The sequence below is a fragment of the Halorientalis sp. LT38 genome (genome assembly GCF_037031225.1).
Lineage (GTDB): Archaea > Halobacteriota > Halobacteria > Halobacteriales > Haloarculaceae > Halorientalis > Halorientalis halophila.
On record NZ_JAYEZN010000001.1, the window covers coordinates 2,681,532 to 2,702,973 of the forward strand.

The following is a 21,442-nucleotide window of genomic DNA, read 5'->3' on the forward strand; positions in this document are numbered from 1 at the left end:
GGTCAGAACACCCCGATCCGCGAGGCGATCTCCTCGGCGTCGTCCTCTTCCGAGAGGGTCACCGTGGCCTTCTTCTCGCCGTCCATCGTGACCATCGTGTTCACGTCGACGACGCCGACGTCGAACTGGTCCTCGATGGCGGTGGCGATCTCGCCCTTTTCCGCACCGGTGTCGACGACGAACTGGAGCTTGTTCTCGAAGTCCATCTTGTTCATCGCCTTCTCGGTGACGTGGGGGTAGCGGATGATCGAACTCATCGTTCGGCCACCTCCTCCACGGCGCTCTCGGTCCAGACGGTGAGTCGACCGGGCTCGCCGCCCGGCGCGAGGTCCTCGGGATTGACCTCCCGAGCCGTCGCCACGTCGGCGCCCGCGAGGTTGCGGGCGGCGCGCGAGGGCTCCTCGCTGGTGACGAACAGGATCGACGAGGGCCGGCGGTACTTCCGTCCGCGGGTCTTGCCCTGCCCGGCCTTGATCTTCGTCTCGTCGGCGCGCTCGACGTCGGCGTCGATGCCGAGCGCGGAGAGCACGTCGACGACTTCCTGGGTCTTCTCCAGGTCCTCGAACTCGTCGCTGACGACCAGCGGCAGTTCGACGTCGTCGTCGAACGCGTGGCCCCGCTCGCGGACGACCTCGGAATCGGTCGTGGCCGCGACGGCCGAGCGGAGCGCGAGTTTGCGCTCCTTGTCGTTGATGTTCCGGGTGCGATCCTTCTCGGACTTCGGCGGGTGGGCCCGTCGGCCACCGACGGCCTGGGGGACGCGGCGTGCCTTGCCACCCTCTCGGGGGACGTGGGCCATGCCGCGGCCGGACCCGAACGACTCGGCCGGCGTCCGCAGGCCGGCGTACTCGTCGCTGCCGTAGTCCTGTTTCCGGTTCGCCTGTGCGGCGACCACCGCCGACCGGATCAGATCCGGGCGGAGCTGGGTGTCGAAGACGTCCGGGAGCTCCCGGTCGCCGTCTTCGTCGCCGTCCAGGCTGTGTACTGTCGCGTTCATCCTTGGTTACTCTCCGTGGAGACGTAGCGCACCTCGGGATCGAGGCGCGGCTGGTCGTTCGGTCGGACCGCCGGGCGGAAGCGCAGGAGGCGCTTGTCCGGCCCCGGCAGCGACCCCTTCACCAGCGCGTAGGGCCCGTCGACTTCGCCGTAGTTGACGAAGCCGCCGTCGACGGTGGGTTCGTCCCCGTCGCCGACGTCGACGAGCCGCTTGTTCAGCTCGGTCCGCTGGTGGTAACCCATCTGCCCCTGCTGGGGCACGGTCGAGCGAACCCGGGAGGGGTTCCACGGACCGAGGTTGCCGATCCGTCGCTCCCAGCCCTGGCGCTTGTGCTTGCCCTTCCGCTTCTGGACGCCCCAGCGCTTGACGGGACCCTGCGTCCCCTTGCCTTTCGTGATGCCGGAGACGTCCATGTACTCGCCGGCGCGGAACACGTCGTTCATCGCGTGTTCGCCACCCTCGTCGAGGAGGTCGAAGGCGAACTCGACGCGGTCCTCGAGGGAGCCGCCGCCGACGCGTGTCTCCATCACGTCGGGCTTTTTCTTGGGAACGCTGGGGACGTCGTCCGGGACGGAGTGCGTGATGACACGCACGTCCGCCAGGTCGCCGTTCTCCAGCGCGGTCTGTACTTGCTCGCGTGCACCTTCGGCGTCGTGCTCGTCGGGCAGGTCGAGGGTCCGGTCGAGTTCCGGGTGGAACTCGTCGGTCCAGACCTCCGTGAGCGGTCGCTTGCCGTAGGGCGTGTCTTCGTAGGCTCGCACGGCGACGGCGCGCATCGGCGGCGTCTCGACGACGGTCACCGGAACGGTCTCCTCCATCCCCTCGCGCGGGGAGTCGGGCTCGTCGTTGATCGTCACGACGTGTGTCATGCCGGCTTTGTATCCGGCGAAGCCCTGGAGACCCGGCTGTCCCTCGTCGTCCGGCCAGGTGTTGAAGCGCGGTACTTCACTGACCGACCGCTTGCGCGGGCCGAAGCCCAGCGAGCCTTTGCGTGGTCTGCTTGGTTGTGGCATTCTGGTTCACTCCGTGAGTGAGAGGCAGGCGAGCACGGCGAACATCGCTTCTTCGGTTCGCACGACCTCGCTGCCCTGGTTCGGAACCGCGTTCAGCCAGAGGTCGAACCGGGATCCATCCGGTTCCCGCAGAGCCGTCGATTCTCGCTCGGTCTCCTCGCCGCCCTCGTCGCCTCCCGGTGGGGAGACATCGAGTATCTCCGGCAGGCCGCGCTCGGGCGCTCCGAACGCGACCGTCATCCCTCGCGTGTCCGTTTCGGCGACGATGTCGCCGAGACGATCGACACTCAGCTGTTCGCCGTGCCGTGATGTGGCAAGGCGTATGCCGGCGTCGTCACGCGAGAGCTCCGTCGAGAGGTCCGACGCCTCGACGACGTATCCCGGCGGGGATGCGTCGGCGAACTTGGCGCGGACCGGCCGTCGCGAAGAGACCCTGATGGAAACGCGCTCCCCCTCCGACAGGCCCCCGTCGGGCGCTGGAAGGGAGATCGGGTGTTGCAGTCCGCAATTGACCCGGACGCGTCCGTCAGATCCGACCTCGGTCACGATTCCCTGTCTTAACGACCCCGAATCGTCCGATCCGGAGCCGGTCCGTGGTGAAACGCGGAGCGGCGGCAAGACGCCCGCGTACTCCAGTTCGTCCCGCTTGCCCCACGCCTCCTTTCGGAGGTACGGCGGCGTCGCGGCGTACCGCAGCACGGTTTCGACGAACCCGTCACCGAACTGCCCCCTCGTCCCCCCGGGATCGGGGAAGACGACCAGGCGGTCGACCCGGAACACCGTCGCCGCGCGGGCGACGTAACCGAGTTTGCGAGTTGCCTCGCGTTTGTCCTCGGCTTCCCGGGTCAGCGATGACGGCACGAGCACGCTGACTGTCATGCCGTGACGCTTCCACGCCACGCCACTAGACTGTGCCGAATCTACTCTACTGCCAGCGTAAAAAGGGACCGTTTCGAATCGGCGGTGCGTCGCGTTCACACGGCCCGCTCGGCGGCCCCAGCGGGCCACAGAGCGACCCCTGGCCGCGACCCCAGCCGGCCACTCAGCGATCCGACGCGTTCGACCCCAGCCACGCCCCCAGCGTCAGCCCGTAGATCGCGTGCCCGAGGTGGAAGATCCACCGCTCGTCCGGCTCCAGATCCAGCCCGAGCAACCGTTTCAGCACCACGCGAGTCCCGAACACCGACAGCAGGAGGCCGTAGCCCGTCGCCAGTGCCGTCCCGCGCCGCTCCTGTCGGACCTCCGGGCCCTCCGACTGCGGGGTGAACACCGCCCCGAACACCGCCCCAGCCCCCATCCCGTATAGCAGGTGCAGGACGAGCGCCTGAACCGGATATGCATCGGGTCCCTCGTCGCCGACGTATTTCGCCCAGAACTGCGCGGTCGGCGGGAGCGAGTCGGTGATCGGGATCCGGAACGCGGTCATGACGACAGTGGCGACCGCGCCGCCCATCGCGCCGAGGCCGAACCCCCTGAGTCGGGACCGATGGTCCCCGGAACCGCCGGCCGGATCGACGTCGACGGTCAGCTCGTCTACGCTTCGAGGGGGTGCCGTCGCCGAAGTCGCGGAGTCACTCACCTGTACGACGTCGACGACGAGGGCGGTAGGCGTACCGACGGATCGGTTCCGGAGTGGTCACCGGTCACCGACGGAGTCCGCGCCAGCCCGACACGCGACCGGCAACCGCCAGGCAGGCAGATGCGACCCCAGACCGCCGTTTATGGGGGCTCGCGTGGTACGACGCCCGTGATCGGACGCACCCGGTGGGCCATTCCGGAGGGGTACATTCCCGAGACCAGCACGGGCCCGGAGCCGGAGATGGAGAGTCACGAGACGATCTGTCTCCTGAACGCAGGTGACGCGGACGCGCACGTGCAGGTGACGGTATACTTCGAGGACCGGGACCCAGCGGGGCCCTACGAACTGTCCGTTCCGGCCGAGCGGACGCGCCACGTCCAGTTCAACGACTTCGAGGACCCGGAAATTCCGCGGGGGACGGCCTTCGCGAGCGTGATCGAGTCGGACCGGCGGGTGGTCTGTCAGCACACGCGCCTGGACTCCCGGCAGGCGGAGAACGCGCTGCTGTCGACGGTGGCGTTCCCGGGCGATTCGTGAGCGACGGTGGGACGCTGTACCGCGATTTTCGCCCCGATCCGGAAGCCTTATATCCATATCGGCGGATTGTAGGAATGTAGCGCGCTGGTGGTGTAGTGGTATCACAGGACCCTGCCACGGTCCTAACCCGAGTTCAAATCTCGGCCAGCGCATTTCTGTCGAGCGCAAACCCGTGAGCGACCGCGTCGCGGTCGCTCACACCGCGCGAGACGAAACCGCCCCGCAGATTTGAGCAGGGAACGAGAGGTGAGCGAGCGATGCGAGGCGCGAAGCGCCTCGGGGGACGAGCGGCGAAGCCGCGAGTCACCGAGCGAACGGGAGTGACTGAGTTCAAATCTCGGCCAGCGCATTCCTGCGGCGAACCATACCGACGAGCGACGCGTAGCGTCGCGAGTCGTCCGTGAGCCGCAGGTCTGCCACCGAGATTTGAGCAGACGAGTCGCAGCCCCGGAACGGCCGAGCGATGGGAGGTCGAACGGAGTGAGACCTCAAGGCGAGCGGGGAACGGAGTGACCCGTGAGCAGAGCGAGGCCGCACGCCCGGAACGTCTCGACGAGTTCGAATCTCGGCCAGCGAAGCGGTTCGCAGGAAAATCGGCCGCCGATTCCGCCGGCGGCCCTACGGTCGCCGACGCGTCGCGACAGTCACCAGTAGCGCGATGGCGACCAGTACTGCCGCGAACCCGAATCCGGTCCCCTCCCCGTCTGTGGTCGCGTCTTCTGACGCGGTTCCGTCGGGGGCCGGCGTCAGGTCCGCCGCCGGGCCCGGTTCGGTGATGGGCGTCACCGTCCCGGTCGGTTCCCTCGGCGTCTCGGACTCGTTCTGTTCCGTCGGTGTCTCGGTCTCGTTCTGCTGGTCGCCGGCCGGTCGACCGACGGCCGCGAACCGCGAGAGCGTGCTATCGGCCGCGAATTCGACGCGATCGGTGCCGGCGCGTTCGACGCGCGTCTCCAGCGGTTCCCACTCGCCGGACTCGGGGGCGTAGTGGAGCAGTTCCACGTCCTCGGACGCGACGTCGGCGTCGTCGAGGGCGCTGCGCGCCAGGCCGAACCGGACGGTCGCCGACGCGTCGTCGGCCGCTTCGGGGTGGATCTCGAAGACCGCGAGGATCGGGCCCTCGGGGCTCGGGTCGCCGTCGGGCACCGCCGCCCGATGGGCCACGCTCACGACCCCGGACTGTTCGCCGTGGAATTCGACGCCGTCGACGGTCCCGTTGGTGAAGGTCGCGGTGTCGTTCTCGATCGGCGCGTCCGCGACCGACTCGACGCCGTCGACGACGGAGAGACGGTCCAGATCAGCCTCGCCGACCCGGAGGTCGCGGACGCCCGGTTCGGTGGCGTTGTACCGGAACTGCAGCGTCGTCTCCTCGTCGGCGTCGAGTTCGCCGGTCCGATTCGCACCCGTCACCTCGCCGTCGACGACCAGCCCGAGGTCGAACTCGCCGGTCGCGTCGCCGGTGTTCCGGACGGTTGCATCGATCGCCACCTGGTCGCCGACCGCGACCAGCCGCGACGCGACGGTCCCCTCGACCGCGAAAGCGGGGTCGTCCGGGCCGGTCCAGTAGCCGCCGCCTCCGGCGGACCCGCTCCCGGAGCCGCCGCCAGCGCCACCGGAGCCGCCGTTTCCGCTGGAACCGCTATTCCCGTTGGAGCCGTCGTTTCCGTTGTCGGGATCCTCACGCTTCTCGTCGCCGGAGCCGCGGCGGGTGACGGTGAGCTTCCGGGTCGTCTCGTGACCCAGCGCGTCCCGGGCGGTCAGGACGAGGTCGTACCGACCCGGTCGAAGCGGCGCGCCGGTGTCGTTCGTTCCGTTCCACTCGAACGAGACTCGATCGTCGAACGCCGCCGAGACGTCACGCTCGAAGACCGTCTCCGTGGTCCCGTTGCGACTGATCGAGAGGGTCGCGTCGCCCGGGGTCTCGTCGTCGAGGTCGACCGTGATCGTCGTGGGCGCGTCGGGGCCCACGGGTCGCGGGTCGCGCGAGGAGTCGAACCGCTCGATCACCGGCGGCGAGTCGTCTGTCTCGTTCACCCGGATCGTCAGGTTCCGGGCCGAGTCCACGTCGAGCGAGCGGGCGTAGAAGCGCCCGTCGTAGCGGCTCTCGTTCGGCACGAGCACCGCGATGCTGACGTTGCCGGTCACCTCCACTCCCGGCGTGTCCGACGCCCCCGGGACGAACCGGCCGTCGGCGGTCGTCGCGTTCGGGAACACGATGGCCGCGCGGGCGCCGGTCTCCGCGGTGTGCTGCACTCGCAGCGATGCGTTCTCCACGGGGGGGCCGCTCTCGGTCACGACGGTCACGTTGACCGGATGCGCGTCGGGGAGCCGCTCGGTTCCCAGGTCCACGTCACCGGTCGGGGTGAGCCGTGCGAGTCCGAACAGGTCCGGTGAGCCGTCCCGGGGGAACGCCTCCGCGTCTGTGGGTGCCGTTCCGTTGCGCTGCGGGAAGGTCGCGGGATGGGCCTGGTAGTACGAGAGTTCCTTCGGGAGGCCGGTTTCCGTCGTGAGGTCGAACCGGCCCGCGCCGTCGGTCACGACCTCGCCGTCGAGGCCGATGAGCCGGCAGACCGTGCCGTTCCAGTCCTCGACGACGACCGGGCCGAATCCGCGCGTCGCGTCGGCGACGGTCACGGTGTCTGCGACCGCGGGGTCACCATCCGCCTCGCGAACGGTTCCGGTCACGTTCACCGCCGCGACAGTCGTCTTGGCCTCCGCCGACGGGGTCTGGGTTTCCCGGTTGCCGGCGGTGTCGACGGCGGTACACATGAACCGGTAGTCCTCGCCGAGTTCGCCCCGGAACGAGGTGGTCTCGTTTTCGAGTCCCGCGGCGGCCGTCTCCCAGGTCTCCCCGCCGTCCGAAGAGACGAACAGCGAGACGTAGTCGATTTCGCCGGTCGGGTCCGCCCCGGTCCACGAGAGCGTGACGGTCCGCGGACTGCGGGCCGGCAGCGGCGACACCTGACAGCTCGGGGCCGTCCGATCGACGATATTGAGCGTGTCGTCGGTCGTCAGACTGCTCACCTCGTCGAACTCGATGGTTGCGTCGTTCTCGATCCGCGTGCCGTCGGCGACGCCGTCCGCCGAGTCGGACGAGAACAGGACCGACCCCGTCTCGTTGGGCGCGAGGTCGACGTTCTGCATGTGCCACTCGACGGTCCGGCCGTCGAGGGACGCCGTGTGGCGTTCGACGACCGTCTCCGTGCGCGTGACGGTCTCGTTACCGAGCGTGACGTTGCGGGTCCGGGTCCGACTCCGGTTCAACAGCGTCGCGGGGTCGCTGGCGTTCAGCGACACGCGCGTCCGGTCGGCGGTGAACACCTCGACAGACGAGAGGTTCAGCGCGTCGGGGAGCCGGTCGGTGATCGTGACGTTCGTCGCCGTCCCGTTCCCGACGTTCTCGAAGTGGACGACGTAGGGCAGCGTGGTGTTCGGCGTGATGTATCGATCTGTCCCCACGATCTTCTCGTTGGGGTCGGTCGCCGCGTCGACCTGGTTCTCGTCGGGCGCACACGGTGGCGTGAGGTGCTCGTCGCCGCGGAGGTTCTCGGTCTGTTTCAGGTCCTTGCACTTCTGGTACCGGGCCTTGCAGGCGCCTTTGACGGCGTCCTTGCAACTCTGGACGGAGTCGAGTCCGTGGGAAGCGATACACTCGGAGATGCTGCCCGTCAGGCAGTCCTGCACCTTCGAGGCCTGCGCGAGCGCACCGACTTCGTCGTCGCACTTCTGTGCCCCGACCCGTCGACAGCGCCTGTAGCGCGTATCACAGGGTGTGCCGTCGCTGGCACAGGCCTCCCCCGTCACCGTCATGCCGTCCGGGAGTCCGTCGTCGAGGCGCGCCTGGTAGGTGAGCAGGTGGCTCTCACCCGGTTGCAGGTCCGAGAGGTTCCACCGGATCGTGGTCCGCGTGAGGTCGTCGTCGAAGCCTGCCGCCGTCCCGTTGTACGTCGTGGTGGTGTTCAGCGAGTCTGGCTCGGGGTTCGACTCGGCGAAGGTGAACCACGGCTCCAGGTACTCCTCGATCGAGAGGTTCGTGGCGACGGTGTCGCCCGTGTTGGTGAGCCTGATGAGATACAGTTGCTTGCGTCCGGGAACCGCGCGACCGCCTTCCTTCTCGATCTCCAGGTCGGCCTGGGGGATCGTCGCCGAGACGCGTTTCGTGAGCGTCCTGTTCGCCGTCGCGTTGTCGGCGTCAGTCACCCGGACGGTGAACGTGTAGGTACCGACCTCGCCGGCGGTCCCGTTGACGACCCCGTCGTCGTGGAGTTCGAGACCGGCCGGCAGCGATCCGTTCACGACCGCGAAGGAATCGACCGCCGCCGAACTCCGCACGTCGATCCGGGACGAGGTATCAGCGCCCAGTTTCGAGTGAGGCAGAGTGTCAGTCGTGATGCTCGGGCCCTCGGTCCGGAAGGGCACGGTCGGCGGGGTTTCGAGCCACGGGTCGAAGCGGACGTTCGCGACCCCCGTCGAGCCGTTCTCCGAGACGACGTCCCCGGTCCCGTTCGCGACCGCGCCCGTCTCCGGATCGGTCAGGTTCCCGTTCCCCGGACTCGCTGGCCCGCTCGGGTGACCCCACCAGTTGTTCGTGGCGCTGACCGCCCCGTCGTCGTCCTGGCGGTAGATGACGCCCCGGTCACCGTTCCCGGTGATGATGTTGTGCTCCAGATTCAGGGTCTCGACCGCGTCCCACAGGAAGTGGGCACCCCACTGACTGTTGTTGACGAACCCGTTGCGTTCGACGGTCCCCGACGCGGTGTCGGTCTTGACGCTGATCCCTCGCTTGTTCCTGGTGAAGAGGTTTCCCGTGGCCCGGAGTTCGGGCACGTCCCCCTGGAGCAGCAGGCCGTTTCCGGTGCTGTTCGCGACGCGGTTTTCCACCAGCGAGACGTTGCGCGCCGAGTTGACGACGATTCCGTCGCTGTCGCTGCGGCGGACCGTGTTGTTCCGGGCGACGCCGAACGACGCGTCGCCGTTGATACTGGGGCGGAAGTTGATTCCGTGGCTCCCGCTGTCGACGACTCTGTTGTCCTCCACCACCGTGTGTGGTACGCGCGGATAGATGCCGACCCGGTAGCTGTCCGCGACCGTGTTGTCACGGATCGTGTTGTTGCCGCTGCCCCAGCTGTGGAGGAGGATGCCGTGATTGTTCGAGCGGACGGTGTTGTTCGCGATCAGCCCGCCCTCGGAGCCGCCGAGTTTCATCCCGTTACCGTTGTTGTAGCTGACGTTGTTGTCCCTGATCGTCAGCCCCGCCAGCGGCCCGTTCGACTGGATCGCGCTACCGCCACGGGCGTTGTGGGCGTTCCCGACGATGGTGTTGTTCCGGATCGCGTTGTCGTCACCGTCGTTCACCATCACGCCCTGATAGCCGTTGTTCACGACCGCCGTTCTCGTGACCGTCGCGTTCGCTACGTCGAACAGTTCGATCCCCCGGCCGGGGAAGCCGGTGACCCGTGTCTCGACCACCGTCGCGTTCGAGCCGTCGTTGATCTGCAACCCGTTCCCGGACCGCGTTCCGCCGACGTTGAACCCGTCCCGGAGGACCGAATCGACGACGGTCGCGTTTTCGACCGCGTTGAAGACGACCGGCTGCGACCAGTTGGCGACCCGGACGTTTCGTAGCGTCACGTTCGAGAGTTTGCCGGGGCGCGAGTCGGGGTAGGTCGGGGACCCCTGCACGGCGATGGGGTGTCCGTGGGCACCGCCGTCGACCGACCCGTTCAGCCAGTGCCCGTTCCCGTGGACGATCACGTCGCTCGCGTTGACGAAGAGACACTCCTCGGTCGCGTCGGCCGTGATGTTCCCACCGAGTTCGTACAGCCCCGACTCGTTGAGCTGTCTGCAGTCGGTGACCGTCTCGCCGCCCGAGTTGCCGGCCGACGACGACGCCTCGATTCCAGCGGACGCGCCTGCGGCGACGCCGACCGAGAGGAAGACCGTCATCGCGACGACCCCGAGAACGAGGATCGACCGTCCGGATCCGTGCCGGCTCATCGGCCCGCCGCCCTCCCTTCGTGTCGGAACCGCGATGTACCGACGAGGGGAGCGCGCCCCCCGTTCGAATCGACGTTCACTGGCGTTCGCGGCGTCATGACGTCCCCCATCCGCATTTCATGTTTGCTCTGATAGCTGTAATTAAAACGTAAATAATCTTTGAATAATCACTCTCGCGGTGGAAGAAGAGCGGGGCGCGTCGGCGGCGGTCCACAGGTCCGACCGTCGACACCCGCCACGGACTGCGGAACCCGCCGCAGAAGGACTGCTGTCGCTCACCAGACAGCTGACGGTCACGGCCCGGGCACGGCCGGACACGACGAGGGACTGACCGACGCGGGTCGCGGACGTCGGCAGGCGGTTCTATTGGCAGACCGCCGGGGCGGAAGAACGGATCACCCGAGCCGGACGCGGCCAGTCCCGCTCCGGGGCCTCAGGACTCGCTCTCGGCTTCGGACTCTCCTTGGTGTTCGCGCTCCTCGGGATCGGTCTCGATCTGGACGGTCGTGCTGTCCGAGGGCGGCGTCTCTCCGTGTGTCTGGTCGCCTTCACCGATGTCGACGGGGAGGCGCTCCCGGATGTCGCTGGCGAAGGACTCGACGCGGTGGCGGACGGTCTGGGCCTGTTCCTCGAACTGCTCCACGTTCCGGGAGACCCGGTGGACGCGTTCCTTGGGGATCTGGTGCATCAGGTCGTTGCCCTCGTCGTCGGTCCCGGTCTTGACCATCCAGTGGTCGCGGGCGTAGACCACGTTCTCGTTGTCCACGGTCTCCGTCACCGTCCCCTCATCGGGGTCCTCGTAGGTGATCGTGGCCTGGTCGAGTTCGATCTCGTCCATGGCCTCGGGTACGACGCGAGAACGTATATCCGCTGTGTCAGTGGATCGCACTAACCGCCGCGACAGGTCACCGTGGCCGAATCCGACCCGTTCGCGCCGATCACGAGCCGGGCGTCGAGGACGGCGTTCGACTGTCCGCACCCCAACTGGCCGTAGTCGGTGACGCGCTCGCCGCCGCGCGGCCAGTAGGCGTAGACGACCGTCGCGGGGCCGTCCACGCCGTAGGTCGCACCCGTTCCGCTCCCAGGGGTGAGGCGGTAGGAGCGGCGCTGGACGTCGTCGCCCCGGACGGCGAAGTCGGTCACGTTCGCGAGCGCGGCCGGCGGAATCGCCGAGACGTTCGAGCCGACCACCCGGCGCGTCGAGCCGTTGCGGTAGGTGAGGTCGATCCCGTCGTACTCGCCGGTCACCACGGCTATCCGGACCTCCTGGGCCGACGCGTGCTCGTTGGTGACCGAGACCGAGACGTTCGTCCCGGTCGCGGGGTCCTCGGCGGGGGCGGTACAGCCGGCCGCGAGCAGCGCCAGGGCGAACAGCAGCGCACAGGCGAGCGGGCGTCGAGACACGGCGACACCGGCGCACGCGGGGTATAAAAATCCGCCGGCGTGGTGACTGTCCCGGCGCGGTCGAAGGCAACGCACATGTGCCCGCCGGGCGGACGGGTCGACATGATCGGCGTCGTCGGCGGCGGGGTGGCGGGACTGGCCGCAGCCTACCGGCTGCAGCGGGCCGGCCACGAGGTACGGGTGTTCGAGGCGAGCGACGACGTGGGCGGCCTCGCGGCCGTCTACGAGACCGCGGGCGACCCCATCGAGAAGTTCTACCACCACCTCTCGAAGTCGGAGGAGACCATCGTCGAACTGGCCGACGAGCTGGGACTCGGGGAACGAATCGAGTGGCGCGTCGGAAAGAACGCCTACTACGTCGACGGCGTGGTCCATCCGCTCGACAAACCCTGGGAGATCCTCGCCTACCCGCACCTCTCGCTGTACGACAAGTTCCGGCTGACGATGCTCACGATGGAGGTGGACGTCCGCGGCGGACTCCCCTCGTTCGACACCTACGACGACCTCGAAGCGTTCGAGGACGTGCCCGTCACGGATTTCTTGTACGAGCACACGACCAGGAGCGTCTACGAGAACTTCTGGGAGCCCCTGCTGGACGCGAAGTTCGGCTCTCGGAAAGCCGACGTCAGCGCCGCCTGGCTGCTTGGCCGGGTCAAGTTCCGCGGCGAGCGCGACCTCCTCCGTGGCGAGATCCTGGGCTATCCCGAGGGTGGGTTCGCGCCGTTCCTCGACGCCCTGGTCGAGGCCGTCGGCCGGGAGAACGTGACCACAGGCGCACGCGTGACCGACCTCGCGACCGCGGACGGGGCCGTCGAGTCGCTGACCGTCGAGACCGCCGGGGAATCCGAGTCCCACGAGGTCGACGGCGTGGTCGTCGCCGCGATGCCGAACGTGCTGGAGGCACTCACCGGCTACCCCTGCGAGATCGACTTCCAGGGGACGGTCTGCTCGGTCTGGAGCCTCGAGGAGTCACTGACCGACACCTACTGGTTGAACGTCGCCGACGAGGCGCCCTTCGGCGTGTTCATCGAGCACACGAACTTCGTGCCGCCCGAGCGCTACGGCGGCGAACACCTCTACTACACCGCCAGCTACGTCCAGGATCTCGACGAGGACCTCTGGCAGATGGACGACGACGAGGTCGAGGACCACTGGCGCGAGGGCATCGCCGACCTGTTCCCCGGCTTCGACTCGACCACTCTCAACTGGGTCGAAACAGCGAGCAACCCCCGGACGGCACCGGTCTACGAGCGCGGCTACCTCGATATGGTGATCCCTTACGACCTCTCCGAGCCGGTCGCCGAGGGCGTCACCTACGCCGGCATGGCCAGCCGCGCCCAGTACCCCGAACGGAGCCTCAACGGGGCCATCGAGGCCGGGTTCGCCGCCGCCGACGCGCTCGCACGCCGGTGAGTGTCAAACCGGCCTTTGACTCACCAGAAGACAGGTTATCCGTGGCCGTCTCCGATCGGGCATGAAACGCCGCACAGTACTGGCAGCCTTCGGTACGGCCACGGTCGCGACTGCAGGGTGTCTCGATCGGTCCGGGAACGGATCGACGCCGACCGATACAGACGGACCGGGGACCGGTGGCGGGACGGAGACACCCGCCGGGACCGCAACCGACGAGATACGGAGCCCGACGGCCCCCTCAGGCAGATTCGACGGGGAGGAGTGTCCCACCTTCAGCGACAGCGTCGACCGGACGGTCTGTTTCCACGCGCTGGAAACCGGGTCGACCGAGGTGTGGGTTGAACCCGACCGGGAACTGTTCGAGCCGACGACCGACGACGACACGGTGGAGACGATCACGTTCACGCTCCACAACCAGTCCGGCGGCTCGTTCGGCCTGAACCCCTACGCCTGGTCGATAAAGCGTCGGACGGCCGACGGCTGGGAACACGTCGCGCCCGAGGAATACGTCGAACCGTGGTACACTCTCCCGGACGGCGAGACCTACAACTGGCGGTTGAGCGTCGAGACCCACCCCTCAGGGGAGCGGGAGGAGCAAATGACACTGGTCGAAGACCTCGAATCGGGCATCTACGCGTTCGCGATCACGGGATCTCCGGGCGGGGAAGCGGGCGGATCGACCCGTTTCGAGTGCGTCGCGCTGTTCGAGGTCCAGCGATAATCGGTCGTTCTCCGGTCAGTCCGCGCCGGCCTCGTCGGAGTCGACGCCGGGCGCCTCGCTCGGGTCGACGTCTTCGGGTTCGTCCTGCCCGCCGACGACGACCTCGCCGTCGTCGGTCTCGACGTACACGTCGTCGGCGAAGCCGCCCTCGGCGTGAGGGTGTTCGGGGTCGTCGAGTTTCTCGGGGGTCGAGGGAGCCTCGGGGATCCCGCCAGCGGGGCGGAAGTCGCCCAGGGGGTCGTCGATGGTGATTCCCCAGCGCTGGAAGAAGTCGGCGTAGCGGTCGTAGTGGGCCTCGAGCTCGTCGCTCGGGAACTCCATCATCTCCGTCCAGCCGTGGTTGTAGAAGTCGAAGTTGGCCTGGACGTGCGTGATCTCCCGGGCCTCGGCCTCCGTGTAGCCGGCGTCGAGCGCCGCGACGTAGGTGTCCATCGTGGCGTCGAAGAACTCGTCGAGGTGCGCGCGCCGGGCCTCGCGGTGGTCGGCGTCTGCCTTCTCCAGGAAGATGCCCGTGTGGAGGTCGACCAGCTTGTCGTTGACCCGCTGGCCGATGACGGGCGCCGTCAGCGCCTTCTTGGCGGCCCAGTGGCGCACGTTCTGTCGGAGTTTCATCGGTGACACGCCTAGGGCCGGAACGGCCTAAAACGTCCCGACTCGCGGCGACCGGGGGTCCAGCGGGTGAGTCGACTACTCGGGACCGGTCTGGGCGGATGGGAAGCGAGGGTGCCCCGGGTCCGACCCCGCGACGGTACGGTCCCGCGAAACTCTCTCGGATAGCAATGCACATTAGGCCCGGTATGCAAACGACGAGTTATGAGCGCGTCGCACGTCATCATCGGAGACGGCATCGCGGGGAGTTCCGCCGCGGAGACGATCCGGGAACAGGACCCCGATGCCGACATCACCGTCGTCACCGAGGAGGGTGAGGCGCTGTACAACCGGATCCTCATCAAGGAGTTCGCCAAGGGGAAACTCCCGGAGGCCCCCATCTCGATCCACGAGGAAGACTGGTACGCCGAGCGGGACATCGACCTCGCGCTCGACACCGTGGTGACGGGCGTCGACACCGACGAGAAGGTGGTCCGCACCCACGAGGGCGACGACATCGAGTACGACAAACTCCTCGTCGCGACCGGCGGCACGCCCACGCAGCTCCCCGTCGAAAACTCGGACGCCGAGGGCATCCACCACTTCTGGACCTTCCAGGACGCCCGCGCCATCCGGGAGCACGCGGACGAGTCCGAGACCGGCATCGTCATCGGGGCGGGCCTGCTGGGCATCGACCTGGCGGCTATCTGCGGTGCGCAGGACGTGGAGGCGAACTACCTGATGCGGGGCAACCGCTGGTGGCGCTACGCCCTCTCGCTCGACGGGGCGCAGATCATCCACGACGCGCTCGCGGAGAACGGCGTCACCCCGGTCTTCGACTCCGGTGTCGACCGCTTCACGGTCGACGACGACGGCCACGTCACGGGCGCGGTCGACCCCAACGGCGACGAGTTCGACGGCGAGTTCGTCGGCGTCGCCATCGGGCTCGACTTCAACACCGAGTTCCTCGGCGACACGGACCTGGAACTCGACGACGGGGTCGTCGTCGACGAGTACATGCAGACGAACGTCGAGGACGTCTACGCGGCGGGCGACATCACGCGCTTTTACGACACCATCATCGGCGAGTACACGCAGAACGGGGCCTGGGGCTCGGCCAAGGAGCAGGGCGCCGTCGCCGGCCAGAACATGGTCGCCGACGACGAAGCCGAAGCGTTCCGCTGGGTCTCCTCGTACTCGATCACCCACTTCGACTTCCCCTTCCTCTCCTTCGGCCACCCGACGCTGGGCGACGACCACGCAGAGCGCAAGTACTCCGACACCGAGTGGCGCCGCATCGCCTTCAAGGACGGCAAGGTCGTCGGCGGCGTCCTCATCGGCGACCTGGCCCCCCAGTCGAAGTACAAGCAGCTGATCCGCGAGGAACGCGAGGTCGCCGACCAGAAGGAGGTCCTCCTCCAGCAGAGCGTCGACCTCGACGAACTGGACGCCCCCGCGACCGCCGAGTCCGAGTAGCCGACCGAACAGTCGAGTTCCGGACCTACATTTTTCAGCTATCGGGACGAACCGCCGACCATGCCCGGTCGTCCCTCGCAATCGAGACCCCTCCAGATGGTCGGCGCGCTCGTCGCGCTCGTGGCCGTCGTCGGGACCGTCGCCTTCGGGTGGCGCTGGGGGAGCGGTGACCCGCTTCCGACGGTCCTCGGCGTCACTGCCGCCGCAGTCGCCGTCGGCTGGACACTGTACCGCCGCTTCGACCTGGGGTAGGCCGCCGTCCCTCGTGACGCCGCGTCGTCGCAGCCGCCTCGGTGAGCGGCCGTACCGAAGGCGTTTTCTCCGGCCCGGGCCCACCGGGAGGTATGAACGGTGGCGGGAGCGGCGACATGACCCTGGCGTTCGATCTGAGCGCGCTGAAGGAGCTCGAACACCCGGACGCGGTGTTCAACGACGCGCGCCAGTGGAGCGAGTACGTCGGCGTCGTCTCCGAGAAGCCGACCTACGTCGTGACCAACTTCACGCGCAAACACCGGATCCGCCAGGACTTCTTCTCGGGCCCGCGCGGCCGCGAAGAGAGCCTGGAGAACGTCAAACGCCAGTTCGAGACCGAACGCCACGTCTTCGTCGGTACCGACGACGAGGACGAGGCCCTCGCCGACGCCGTCGGCTGGGAGTTCCTCCACGTCGAGGACGCCGCCGAGGCGGCGGACTGGGAACTCGGCAACCCCGAGGGCCCCGACCAGCAGGTCGAAGACAGCCGCGACGACTGGCCCTGACCGACTCGCTTCGCATCGTCCGCGCTCGCCCCGCGCACCGTCCCGAGCGCTCCCCGACGCCGAACGACACTGTTTTGGGCCGTGTGGTTGTCTACCCGACATGTCCATCGATATCGGTGCGGTCCTCCACGAGGGAATCGATCGGCTGGCGTCGGCCCCGGGCCTCACGCTCGTCGGTGCCTTCCTCGCGCTCGGACTCGCGAACGTCGTCGTCACCCAGTCGATGACGGTGGCCTTCGTCGAGTTCGTGGTCGACGAGTTGGGCCCGCAACTGTCCGAGACCCGCGAACTGGAGCAGTTCCGCCAGTCCACCGGTCCGACCCCCTTTGCCGTCTCGCTGGCACCGTCGCTTCTGGCCGTGCTCTTCCTCCTGCTCGCGGTCGTGACCGAAGCCCTCAGCGTCGTCGCCGTGCGGGTCTTCGCCGGCGACGCGGACGATCCGTGGACGGGCGCGACCGACCGGCTGCCGATGGCGACGCTCAACGCGTTCGTCGCGGGCATCCTGGCGTTCGTGCTGATCGCGCTCGCGTTCGTCGTCGGCCTGATCGGGTTGATCGTGGGCGGGTTCGTCCTGGCCGCGTTCGTCGCCATCTCCCTGCTGTTCGTCCGGCAGGAGGTCGCCCTCGAGGACGAGAACTTCCTCGGCGCGCTGAGCGAGAGCTGGGACCGGGCGAAGGGGAACCGCTGGCAGTTGCTCGCCCTCATTTTGCTGTTCGGCGTCCTCGGCGCGTCCGTCGGCGTCGTCGGCGGCCTCGGGAGCTTCCTCGGGCCGGAGGCGAGTACCATCCTCAGCGTGACCTTCGGGGCGATCACGGGCGCGTTCGGCATCGCGGCGACGACGCGAGCCTACGAACAGCTCCGGGGGCCCGAGGAGACTGACGAGACGACGGATTTCGACGACGGCGAGGAGTGGGACGACCCCGCCGGGGTCTGACTCGCCGGGGCGACCCGCGGCGTTTAACCGGGCGCAGGTGGTAGCCGGCGGCGATGGCAGAACCGCGCGTCCCGGGCGGCGGGAGCGACCGGCTCGAGTTGGCCTGCGGCGAGTCCGTCAGCCCCCGCGACCTCGACCTGGGGGTCCGGGAGTACGACTGCGACTGCGGCGACGCCCACGGGGTCGTGATGGACGTCCACCCGCTGGGGCGGTTCGTCCCGGAGTCGCTGGCCGACGTGTTGCGGGCGACGGTCGAACCCGCCGACGAGTTCGACGAGTTCACGACGGCTCACCTGATGGGGATGCTCATCGAGGAGTTCCCCGAACTGGTCGCGAGCGCGGACCTCTCTGACGACGGTGACGTGGGCTACGGCGCCGTCTGGATCACCGACTTCGACGCCCGACGGCTCCACGAGGTCGTCGTCGAACTCCTCGTCGAGTTGATGGAACACGCCATGAGCCACGCCGGCGACGACGACGCCATGGCCGAGTTCGAAGAACAGATGCTCGAGTTCGACGTGAGCGAGTTCGTCGAGCGGTATCGGGCCGAACGGGAGTTCGAGTCCGAACACGACACGGCGATCTGAGCCGTGTCGTGGGCCGCGAGTACTCCCAGGGGAGTCCCGGGAGCGGGAGCGACCGGGACGTCGGTGGACGCTGTCCACCGGTGGTTCGAGTCCGAACACGACACGGAGATCTGAAGAGCGGAGCGTCTGACGAGTGTCTGACGCCGTTTAATGTGTTTGCAGGCCAAGACTATAGTATGCGATTCCGTCGGAGCGAGTTCGAGCGGATCCGCGCCGTCTGTGCGGACGCGGACGCAGACGAGCCGCTGACGGCGCGAGAGATTCTGGCCCTGCTCGAGGAGTCGGGCGAGGGGTTCGACAGCGCCCACCAGGTCGCGACCGTGCTGGGGCGTCGCGCCGACACCGACGAGGTCGAGGTCATCCGCGAGCAGCCCTACAAGTACCGCTTCGCGGACGGGTCCTGAGGCGTCCACGGGGCGGAACGGGACGGAACCTCTTGGCTGTCGAGTAGGACTGACCGGGATAGTTTTGGTGGTCTGTCCGCACTGGTACCGATATGCGAGGCCCGTTGCCCGAGGCCGGGGCCAGTAGCGGTCGCGGTCGTCGTCCGACTCGCCGGACTCGGCGCGGTGCAGTCGCGTCCGCGAGCCTGGGCGCCGTCGGTCCGGCAGGGGACCGGCACCGAACGGCGGGCGCGCGTCGGTCCGTGAGGGGCCGCGGGGCGACCGCGTCGGCTCGTGCGGCCTCGGGAGCGGTAGTCGAATACATAAGGGATATAGCGGCGACGAGTAAACGTAAGCGCAACACAATGTCGGCCGGCGGAGACGGACTGGGCAGGCGGAAGCTCCTGGCCGGGGCCGCGACGGTGGCGGCCGGGTCGAGCGCCGGCTGTCTCGACCGGCTCCAGGCGCTGCTGGGCTGGCGCTCCGGCGGGCAGCTCACGGTGCGGATCAAGACGCTCCCGGCGGACGCCGACCCGTACGCCCAGCGGCTGGCCCGTGCGGTGGGGGCGTGGTTCCAGTCCGCGGGCGTCGACGCCCGGATCGTCCCGACCGCCGAGGACGAACTCCGCCGGCAGATCCTCGTGAACCACCAGTTCGACCTGTTCGTCGGGCGGACGCCGGACGTTCCCCGGCGGCCGGACGCGCTGCACTCGCTGTTGCACTCGACGGGCGTCTCCTCGCCGGGGTGGCGCAACCCATTCGGGTACTCGAACTTCCAGGTCGACGAGTTGCTCGACCGCCAGCGGCGGGCCAGCGGCGACGCGCGCCGCGACGCGGTGGCGAGCCTCCAGCGGACGATCTCGCGCACCCAGCCGTTCAGCATCCTCGGGTTCCCGCAGACGATCCGGGCCGTGCGGACCGACCGGTTCACCGGCTGGGACCGGGCCGATCTGGACTCGCCGATCGGGTATCTGGCCCTCGAGGCCACGACGGGGGCGGGGACCAGTCCGCGGACGCTCCGGTTCGGGACGACCTACGAGGAGGAGACCCAGAACCTGAACCCGCTCGCGGTGCGGTTCCGGGACAACACGATCCTGACGAACCTGCTCTACGAACCCCTGGGGCGGACCTACGACGGCGACCGGATCCGGCCGTGGCTGGCCGCCGACTGGACCTTCGACGAGTGGGACGGGGGCCAGCGGGCGACCGTCCGCCTGCGCTCGAACCAGCGCTGGCACGACGGCGAACCGCTGACGGCGAGCGACGTGGCCTTCACGTACGACTTCGTGGCCGACACCTCGGCCGAGGACAGCGAGAACTTCGTTCCCGTGCCGCGGTATCAGGGGGAGGCCAGCCTGGTCGAGAACGTCCGGGCGGTCGACCTCCGGACCGTCGAGTTCACCTTCGGCGACGTCTCGCGGGCGGTCGCCAGACGGGCGTTCACCGTCCCCCTGCTCCCCGAACACGTCTGGCAACAGCGGCGGGAACCGGCGACCATCGGCGGCGTCGACGTCGGCGGGCAGGTGACGGAGGCGCTGGTCACCGAGAACCTGCCGGCCATCGGGAGCGGGCCGCTGGCCTTCGCCGAGGACCCCTCGGGCGTCGAACTGGTCCTGGAGCGCTTCGACGATCACTTCCTCCACCGGAACGCGGGCGACGAGTTCCCGTCGTGGATGGACGGTGGGATCCCGTTCGAGCGACTGGTCGTGCGGGCGGACGTCTCGGACGGGATCATCGTCGAGTCGGCGGCCGACGGGACGCTGGACGCCGCGATCAACGGCATCGGCGCCCAGACCGTCGACCGCATCGAGAGCGCCGAGGAACTCGAACTGTTGACCCGGCCCTCGAACTCCTACTACATCCTGGGGTACAACGCGCGCCGGGCACCGCTCTCGAACTTCCAGTTCCGCCGGCTGCTGAGCGGGCTGATCGACCGCCAGTCGCTGGTCGAGACGGTTTACGACGGCTACGCCTCGGCGGCGGCGAGCCCGCTGGCCGACACCGACTGGGTCCCAGCCAGTCTCGAGTGGAACGGCGATCACCCGATGACGCCGTTCCTAGGGACGGATGGGGAACTGGACGAGGACCGCGTCCGCCAGGCCTGGGCGAACATCGGCTACCGCTACGAGAACGGGAACCTCCGCGGACGGTGACACCATGGGACTGCTCGAACTCTCCATCCGTGTGCTCGGCGTGGTCGCGGTGATGCTCGTCGCGGCCTCGCTCATCGTCGTCGGCCCGCGTCGACTCAGAGCGACGTGGACGGACGGCCGCCAGCGGATCAGAGAGACGGGCCCGGCGATGGCCGTGCTCGCGGTCGTCCTCCTGTTGAACAGCGTCGTCAGGGACGTGAGCAACGACGTCTCACAGCTGGTCGGCGTCCGGATCACGAGTACCATCTTCGCCATCGAGGGGACCTTCGTCGCGGAGGTGCAGTCGCTCGCAGCACCCCCGCTGACCGGCTACTTCTCGTTCGTCTACGTCTACGGCTACGCGTTCCTCATGATCTTCCCGGTGGTGGCGTACCTGGCGCTGGAGGACCAGCGGCCGATGCGCGAACTCGTCGTCGCGTACATCCTCAACTACGGGATCGGGCTGATCTGCTATCTGGCCTTCATCGCCTACGGCCCGCGCAACTTCATGCCCGACCTGGTCGAACCGCTGCTGTACACGAACTGGCCGCGGTCGCAACTGCTGACGAGCGAGATCAACCGCAACACCAACGTCTTCCCCTCGCTGCACACCTCCCTGTCCGTGACCGTCGCGCTGCTGGCCTACCGGACCCGCGACGCCTATCCCGCCTGGCTCCCCGTCGCGACCATCGGCGCGGCGAGCGTCGCCGCCTCGACGATGTACCTGGGGATCCACTGGGGGGTCGACGTCGTCGCCGGGACGCTCCTCGCGGTGTTCTGCGTCGTCGCGGCGCGGCGCATCCGTCTCTTTTCCGACCGGCACGACGACGCCGTTCGCGAGCGGTTCGATCGCCTCGCCCCGAACGGCTGGCGCGACCGGCTCCCCAGTTGGCGGCGCTGAGGCGCCCCCGGCCCGACACCGGTCC

The 21,442-nt window shown here is 68.4% G+C and carries 20 protein-coding genes and 1 tRNA gene; 12 read left to right on the plus strand and 9 right to left on the minus strand.

Going from position 1 to position 21,442, the window contains the following annotated elements; translation table 11 throughout:
- Positions 1-2: 2 nt before the first annotated feature.
- The 5 genes from U5918_RS13830 to U5918_RS13850 form a co-directional block, all read right to left on the minus strand.
- The gene (locus U5918_RS13830) at positions 3-257 is read right to left on the minus strand and encodes a 50S ribosomal protein L23 (protein ID WP_336001984.1); all 255 of its coding nucleotides are present in this window, start codon (positions 255-257) and stop codon (positions 3-5) included.
- Positions 254-997 (minus strand): 50S ribosomal protein L4, encoded by a 744-nt coding sequence (rpl4p, locus tag U5918_RS13835; protein ID WP_336001985.1) that lies wholly within the window; start codon positions 995-997, stop codon positions 254-256. The genes U5918_RS13830 and rpl4p overlap by 4 nt, the downstream gene beginning before the upstream one ends.
- Complete coding sequence (locus tag U5918_RS13840; RefSeq protein WP_336001987.1) at positions 994-2,010, minus strand: 50S ribosomal protein L3; 1,017 nt, start codon at positions 2,008-2,010, stop codon at positions 994-996. The genes rpl4p and U5918_RS13840 overlap by 4 nt, the downstream gene beginning before the upstream one ends.
- Before the next feature lie 6 nt (positions 2,011-2,016).
- A complete protein-coding gene (locus U5918_RS13845; RefSeq protein WP_336001989.1) occupies positions 2,017-2,889 on the minus strand; it encodes an RNA methyltransferase in 873 nt (290 codons plus the stop codon).
- A 163-nt stretch (positions 2,890-3,052) separates the two neighbouring features.
- Positions 3,053-3,589: a hypothetical protein gene (locus U5918_RS13850; protein ID WP_336001991.1), complete on the minus strand. Its 537-nt coding sequence runs from the start codon at positions 3,587-3,589 to the stop codon at positions 3,053-3,055.
- Between the two features lie 168 nt (positions 3,590-3,757).
- Between U5918_RS13850 and U5918_RS13855 the strand changes: the two genes are divergently transcribed.
- Both U5918_RS13855 and U5918_RS13860 read left to right on the plus strand, forming a co-directional pair.
- A complete protein-coding gene (locus U5918_RS13855; RefSeq protein WP_336001993.1) occupies positions 3,758-4,126 on the plus strand; it encodes a sensory rhodopsin transducer in 369 nt (122 codons plus the stop codon).
- 81 nt (positions 4,127-4,207) lie between these two features.
- Positions 4,208-4,278, plus strand: a tRNA-Gly gene (locus tag U5918_RS13860).
- Positions 4,279-4,744: 466 nt separating this feature from the next.
- On the opposite strand, the gene U5918_RS13865 is transcribed toward U5918_RS13860, so the two are convergent.
- The 3 genes from U5918_RS13865 to U5918_RS13875 all read right to left on the minus strand — a co-directional run bounded on the left by U5918_RS13865 (position 4,745) and on the right by U5918_RS13875 (position 11,524).
- Positions 4,745-10,120 (minus strand): right-handed parallel beta-helix repeat-containing protein, encoded by a 5,376-nt coding sequence (locus U5918_RS13865; RefSeq protein WP_336001995.1) that lies wholly within the window; start codon positions 10,118-10,120, stop codon positions 4,745-4,747.
- Positions 10,121-10,553: 433 nt separating this feature from the next.
- Complete coding sequence (locus U5918_RS13870; RefSeq protein WP_336001996.1) at positions 10,554-10,958, minus strand: hypothetical protein; 405 nt, start codon at positions 10,956-10,958, stop codon at positions 10,554-10,556.
- A gap of 50 nt (positions 10,959-11,008) precedes the next feature.
- Entirely contained in the window at positions 11,009-11,524 is a 516-nt protein-coding gene (locus U5918_RS13875) for a hypothetical protein (RefSeq protein WP_336001998.1), read from the minus strand.
- A 102-nt stretch (positions 11,525-11,626) separates the two neighbouring features.
- Between U5918_RS13875 and U5918_RS13880 the strand changes: the two genes are divergently transcribed.
- Both U5918_RS13880 and U5918_RS13885 read left to right on the plus strand, forming a co-directional pair.
- Entirely contained in the window at positions 11,627-12,937 is a 1,311-nt protein-coding gene (locus U5918_RS13880) for an NAD(P)/FAD-dependent oxidoreductase (RefSeq protein ID WP_336002000.1), read from the plus strand.
- 61 nt (positions 12,938-12,998) lie between these two features.
- A complete protein-coding gene (locus tag U5918_RS13885; protein WP_336002001.1) occupies positions 12,999-13,658 on the plus strand; it encodes a hypothetical protein in 660 nt (219 codons plus the stop codon).
- Positions 13,659-13,673: 15 nt separating this feature from the next.
- Here U5918_RS13885 and U5918_RS13890 read toward each other — a convergent pair whose 3' ends face one another.
- Positions 13,674-14,270 (minus strand): DUF6149 family protein, encoded by a 597-nt coding sequence (locus tag U5918_RS13890; protein WP_336002002.1) that lies wholly within the window; start codon positions 14,268-14,270, stop codon positions 13,674-13,676.
- A 201-nt stretch (positions 14,271-14,471) separates the two neighbouring features.
- Between U5918_RS13890 and U5918_RS13895 the strand changes: the two genes are divergently transcribed.
- From U5918_RS13895 to U5918_RS13930, 8 genes are all read left to right on the plus strand, one after another.
- Entirely contained in the window at positions 14,472-15,722 is a 1,251-nt protein-coding gene (locus tag U5918_RS13895; RefSeq protein WP_336002004.1) for an NAD(P)/FAD-dependent oxidoreductase, read from the plus strand.
- Between the two features lie 60 nt (positions 15,723-15,782).
- Positions 15,783-15,974 carry a multidrug transporter gene (locus U5918_RS13900; RefSeq protein WP_336002006.1) on the plus strand — a complete coding sequence of 64 codons (192 nt, stop codon included), beginning with the start codon at positions 15,783-15,785 and terminating at the stop codon, positions 15,972-15,974.
- A gap of 92 nt (positions 15,975-16,066) precedes the next feature.
- Positions 16,067-16,480 (plus strand): DUF7124 domain-containing protein, encoded by a 414-nt coding sequence (locus tag U5918_RS13905; protein WP_336002007.1) that lies wholly within the window; start codon positions 16,067-16,069, stop codon positions 16,478-16,480.
- A 100-nt stretch (positions 16,481-16,580) separates the two neighbouring features.
- On the plus strand, positions 16,581-17,414 hold the full coding sequence (locus U5918_RS13910) for a DUF7847 domain-containing protein (protein ID WP_336002008.1): 834 nt from the start codon (positions 16,581-16,583) through the stop codon (positions 17,412-17,414).
- Positions 17,415-17,467: 53 nt separating this feature from the next.
- On the plus strand, positions 17,468-18,001 hold the full coding sequence (locus tag U5918_RS13915; RefSeq protein ID WP_336002009.1) for a DUF5815 family protein: 534 nt from the start codon (positions 17,468-17,470) through the stop codon (positions 17,999-18,001).
- 176 nt (positions 18,002-18,177) lie between these two features.
- The gene (locus tag U5918_RS13920) at positions 18,178-18,405 is read left to right on the plus strand and encodes a hypothetical protein (protein ID WP_336002010.1); all 228 of its coding nucleotides are present in this window, start codon (positions 18,178-18,180) and stop codon (positions 18,403-18,405) included.
- A gap of 344 nt (positions 18,406-18,749) precedes the next feature.
- Positions 18,750-20,537 carry an ABC transporter substrate-binding protein gene (locus tag U5918_RS13925; RefSeq protein WP_336002011.1) on the plus strand — a complete coding sequence of 596 codons (1,788 nt, stop codon included), beginning with the start codon at positions 18,750-18,752 and terminating at the stop codon, positions 20,535-20,537.
- A gap of 4 nt (positions 20,538-20,541) precedes the next feature.
- Positions 20,542-21,417, plus strand: coding sequence for a phosphatase PAP2 family protein (locus U5918_RS13930; protein ID WP_336002012.1), 876 nt, complete (start codon positions 20,542-20,544; stop codon positions 21,415-21,417).
- Positions 21,418-21,442 lie beyond the last annotated feature (25 nt).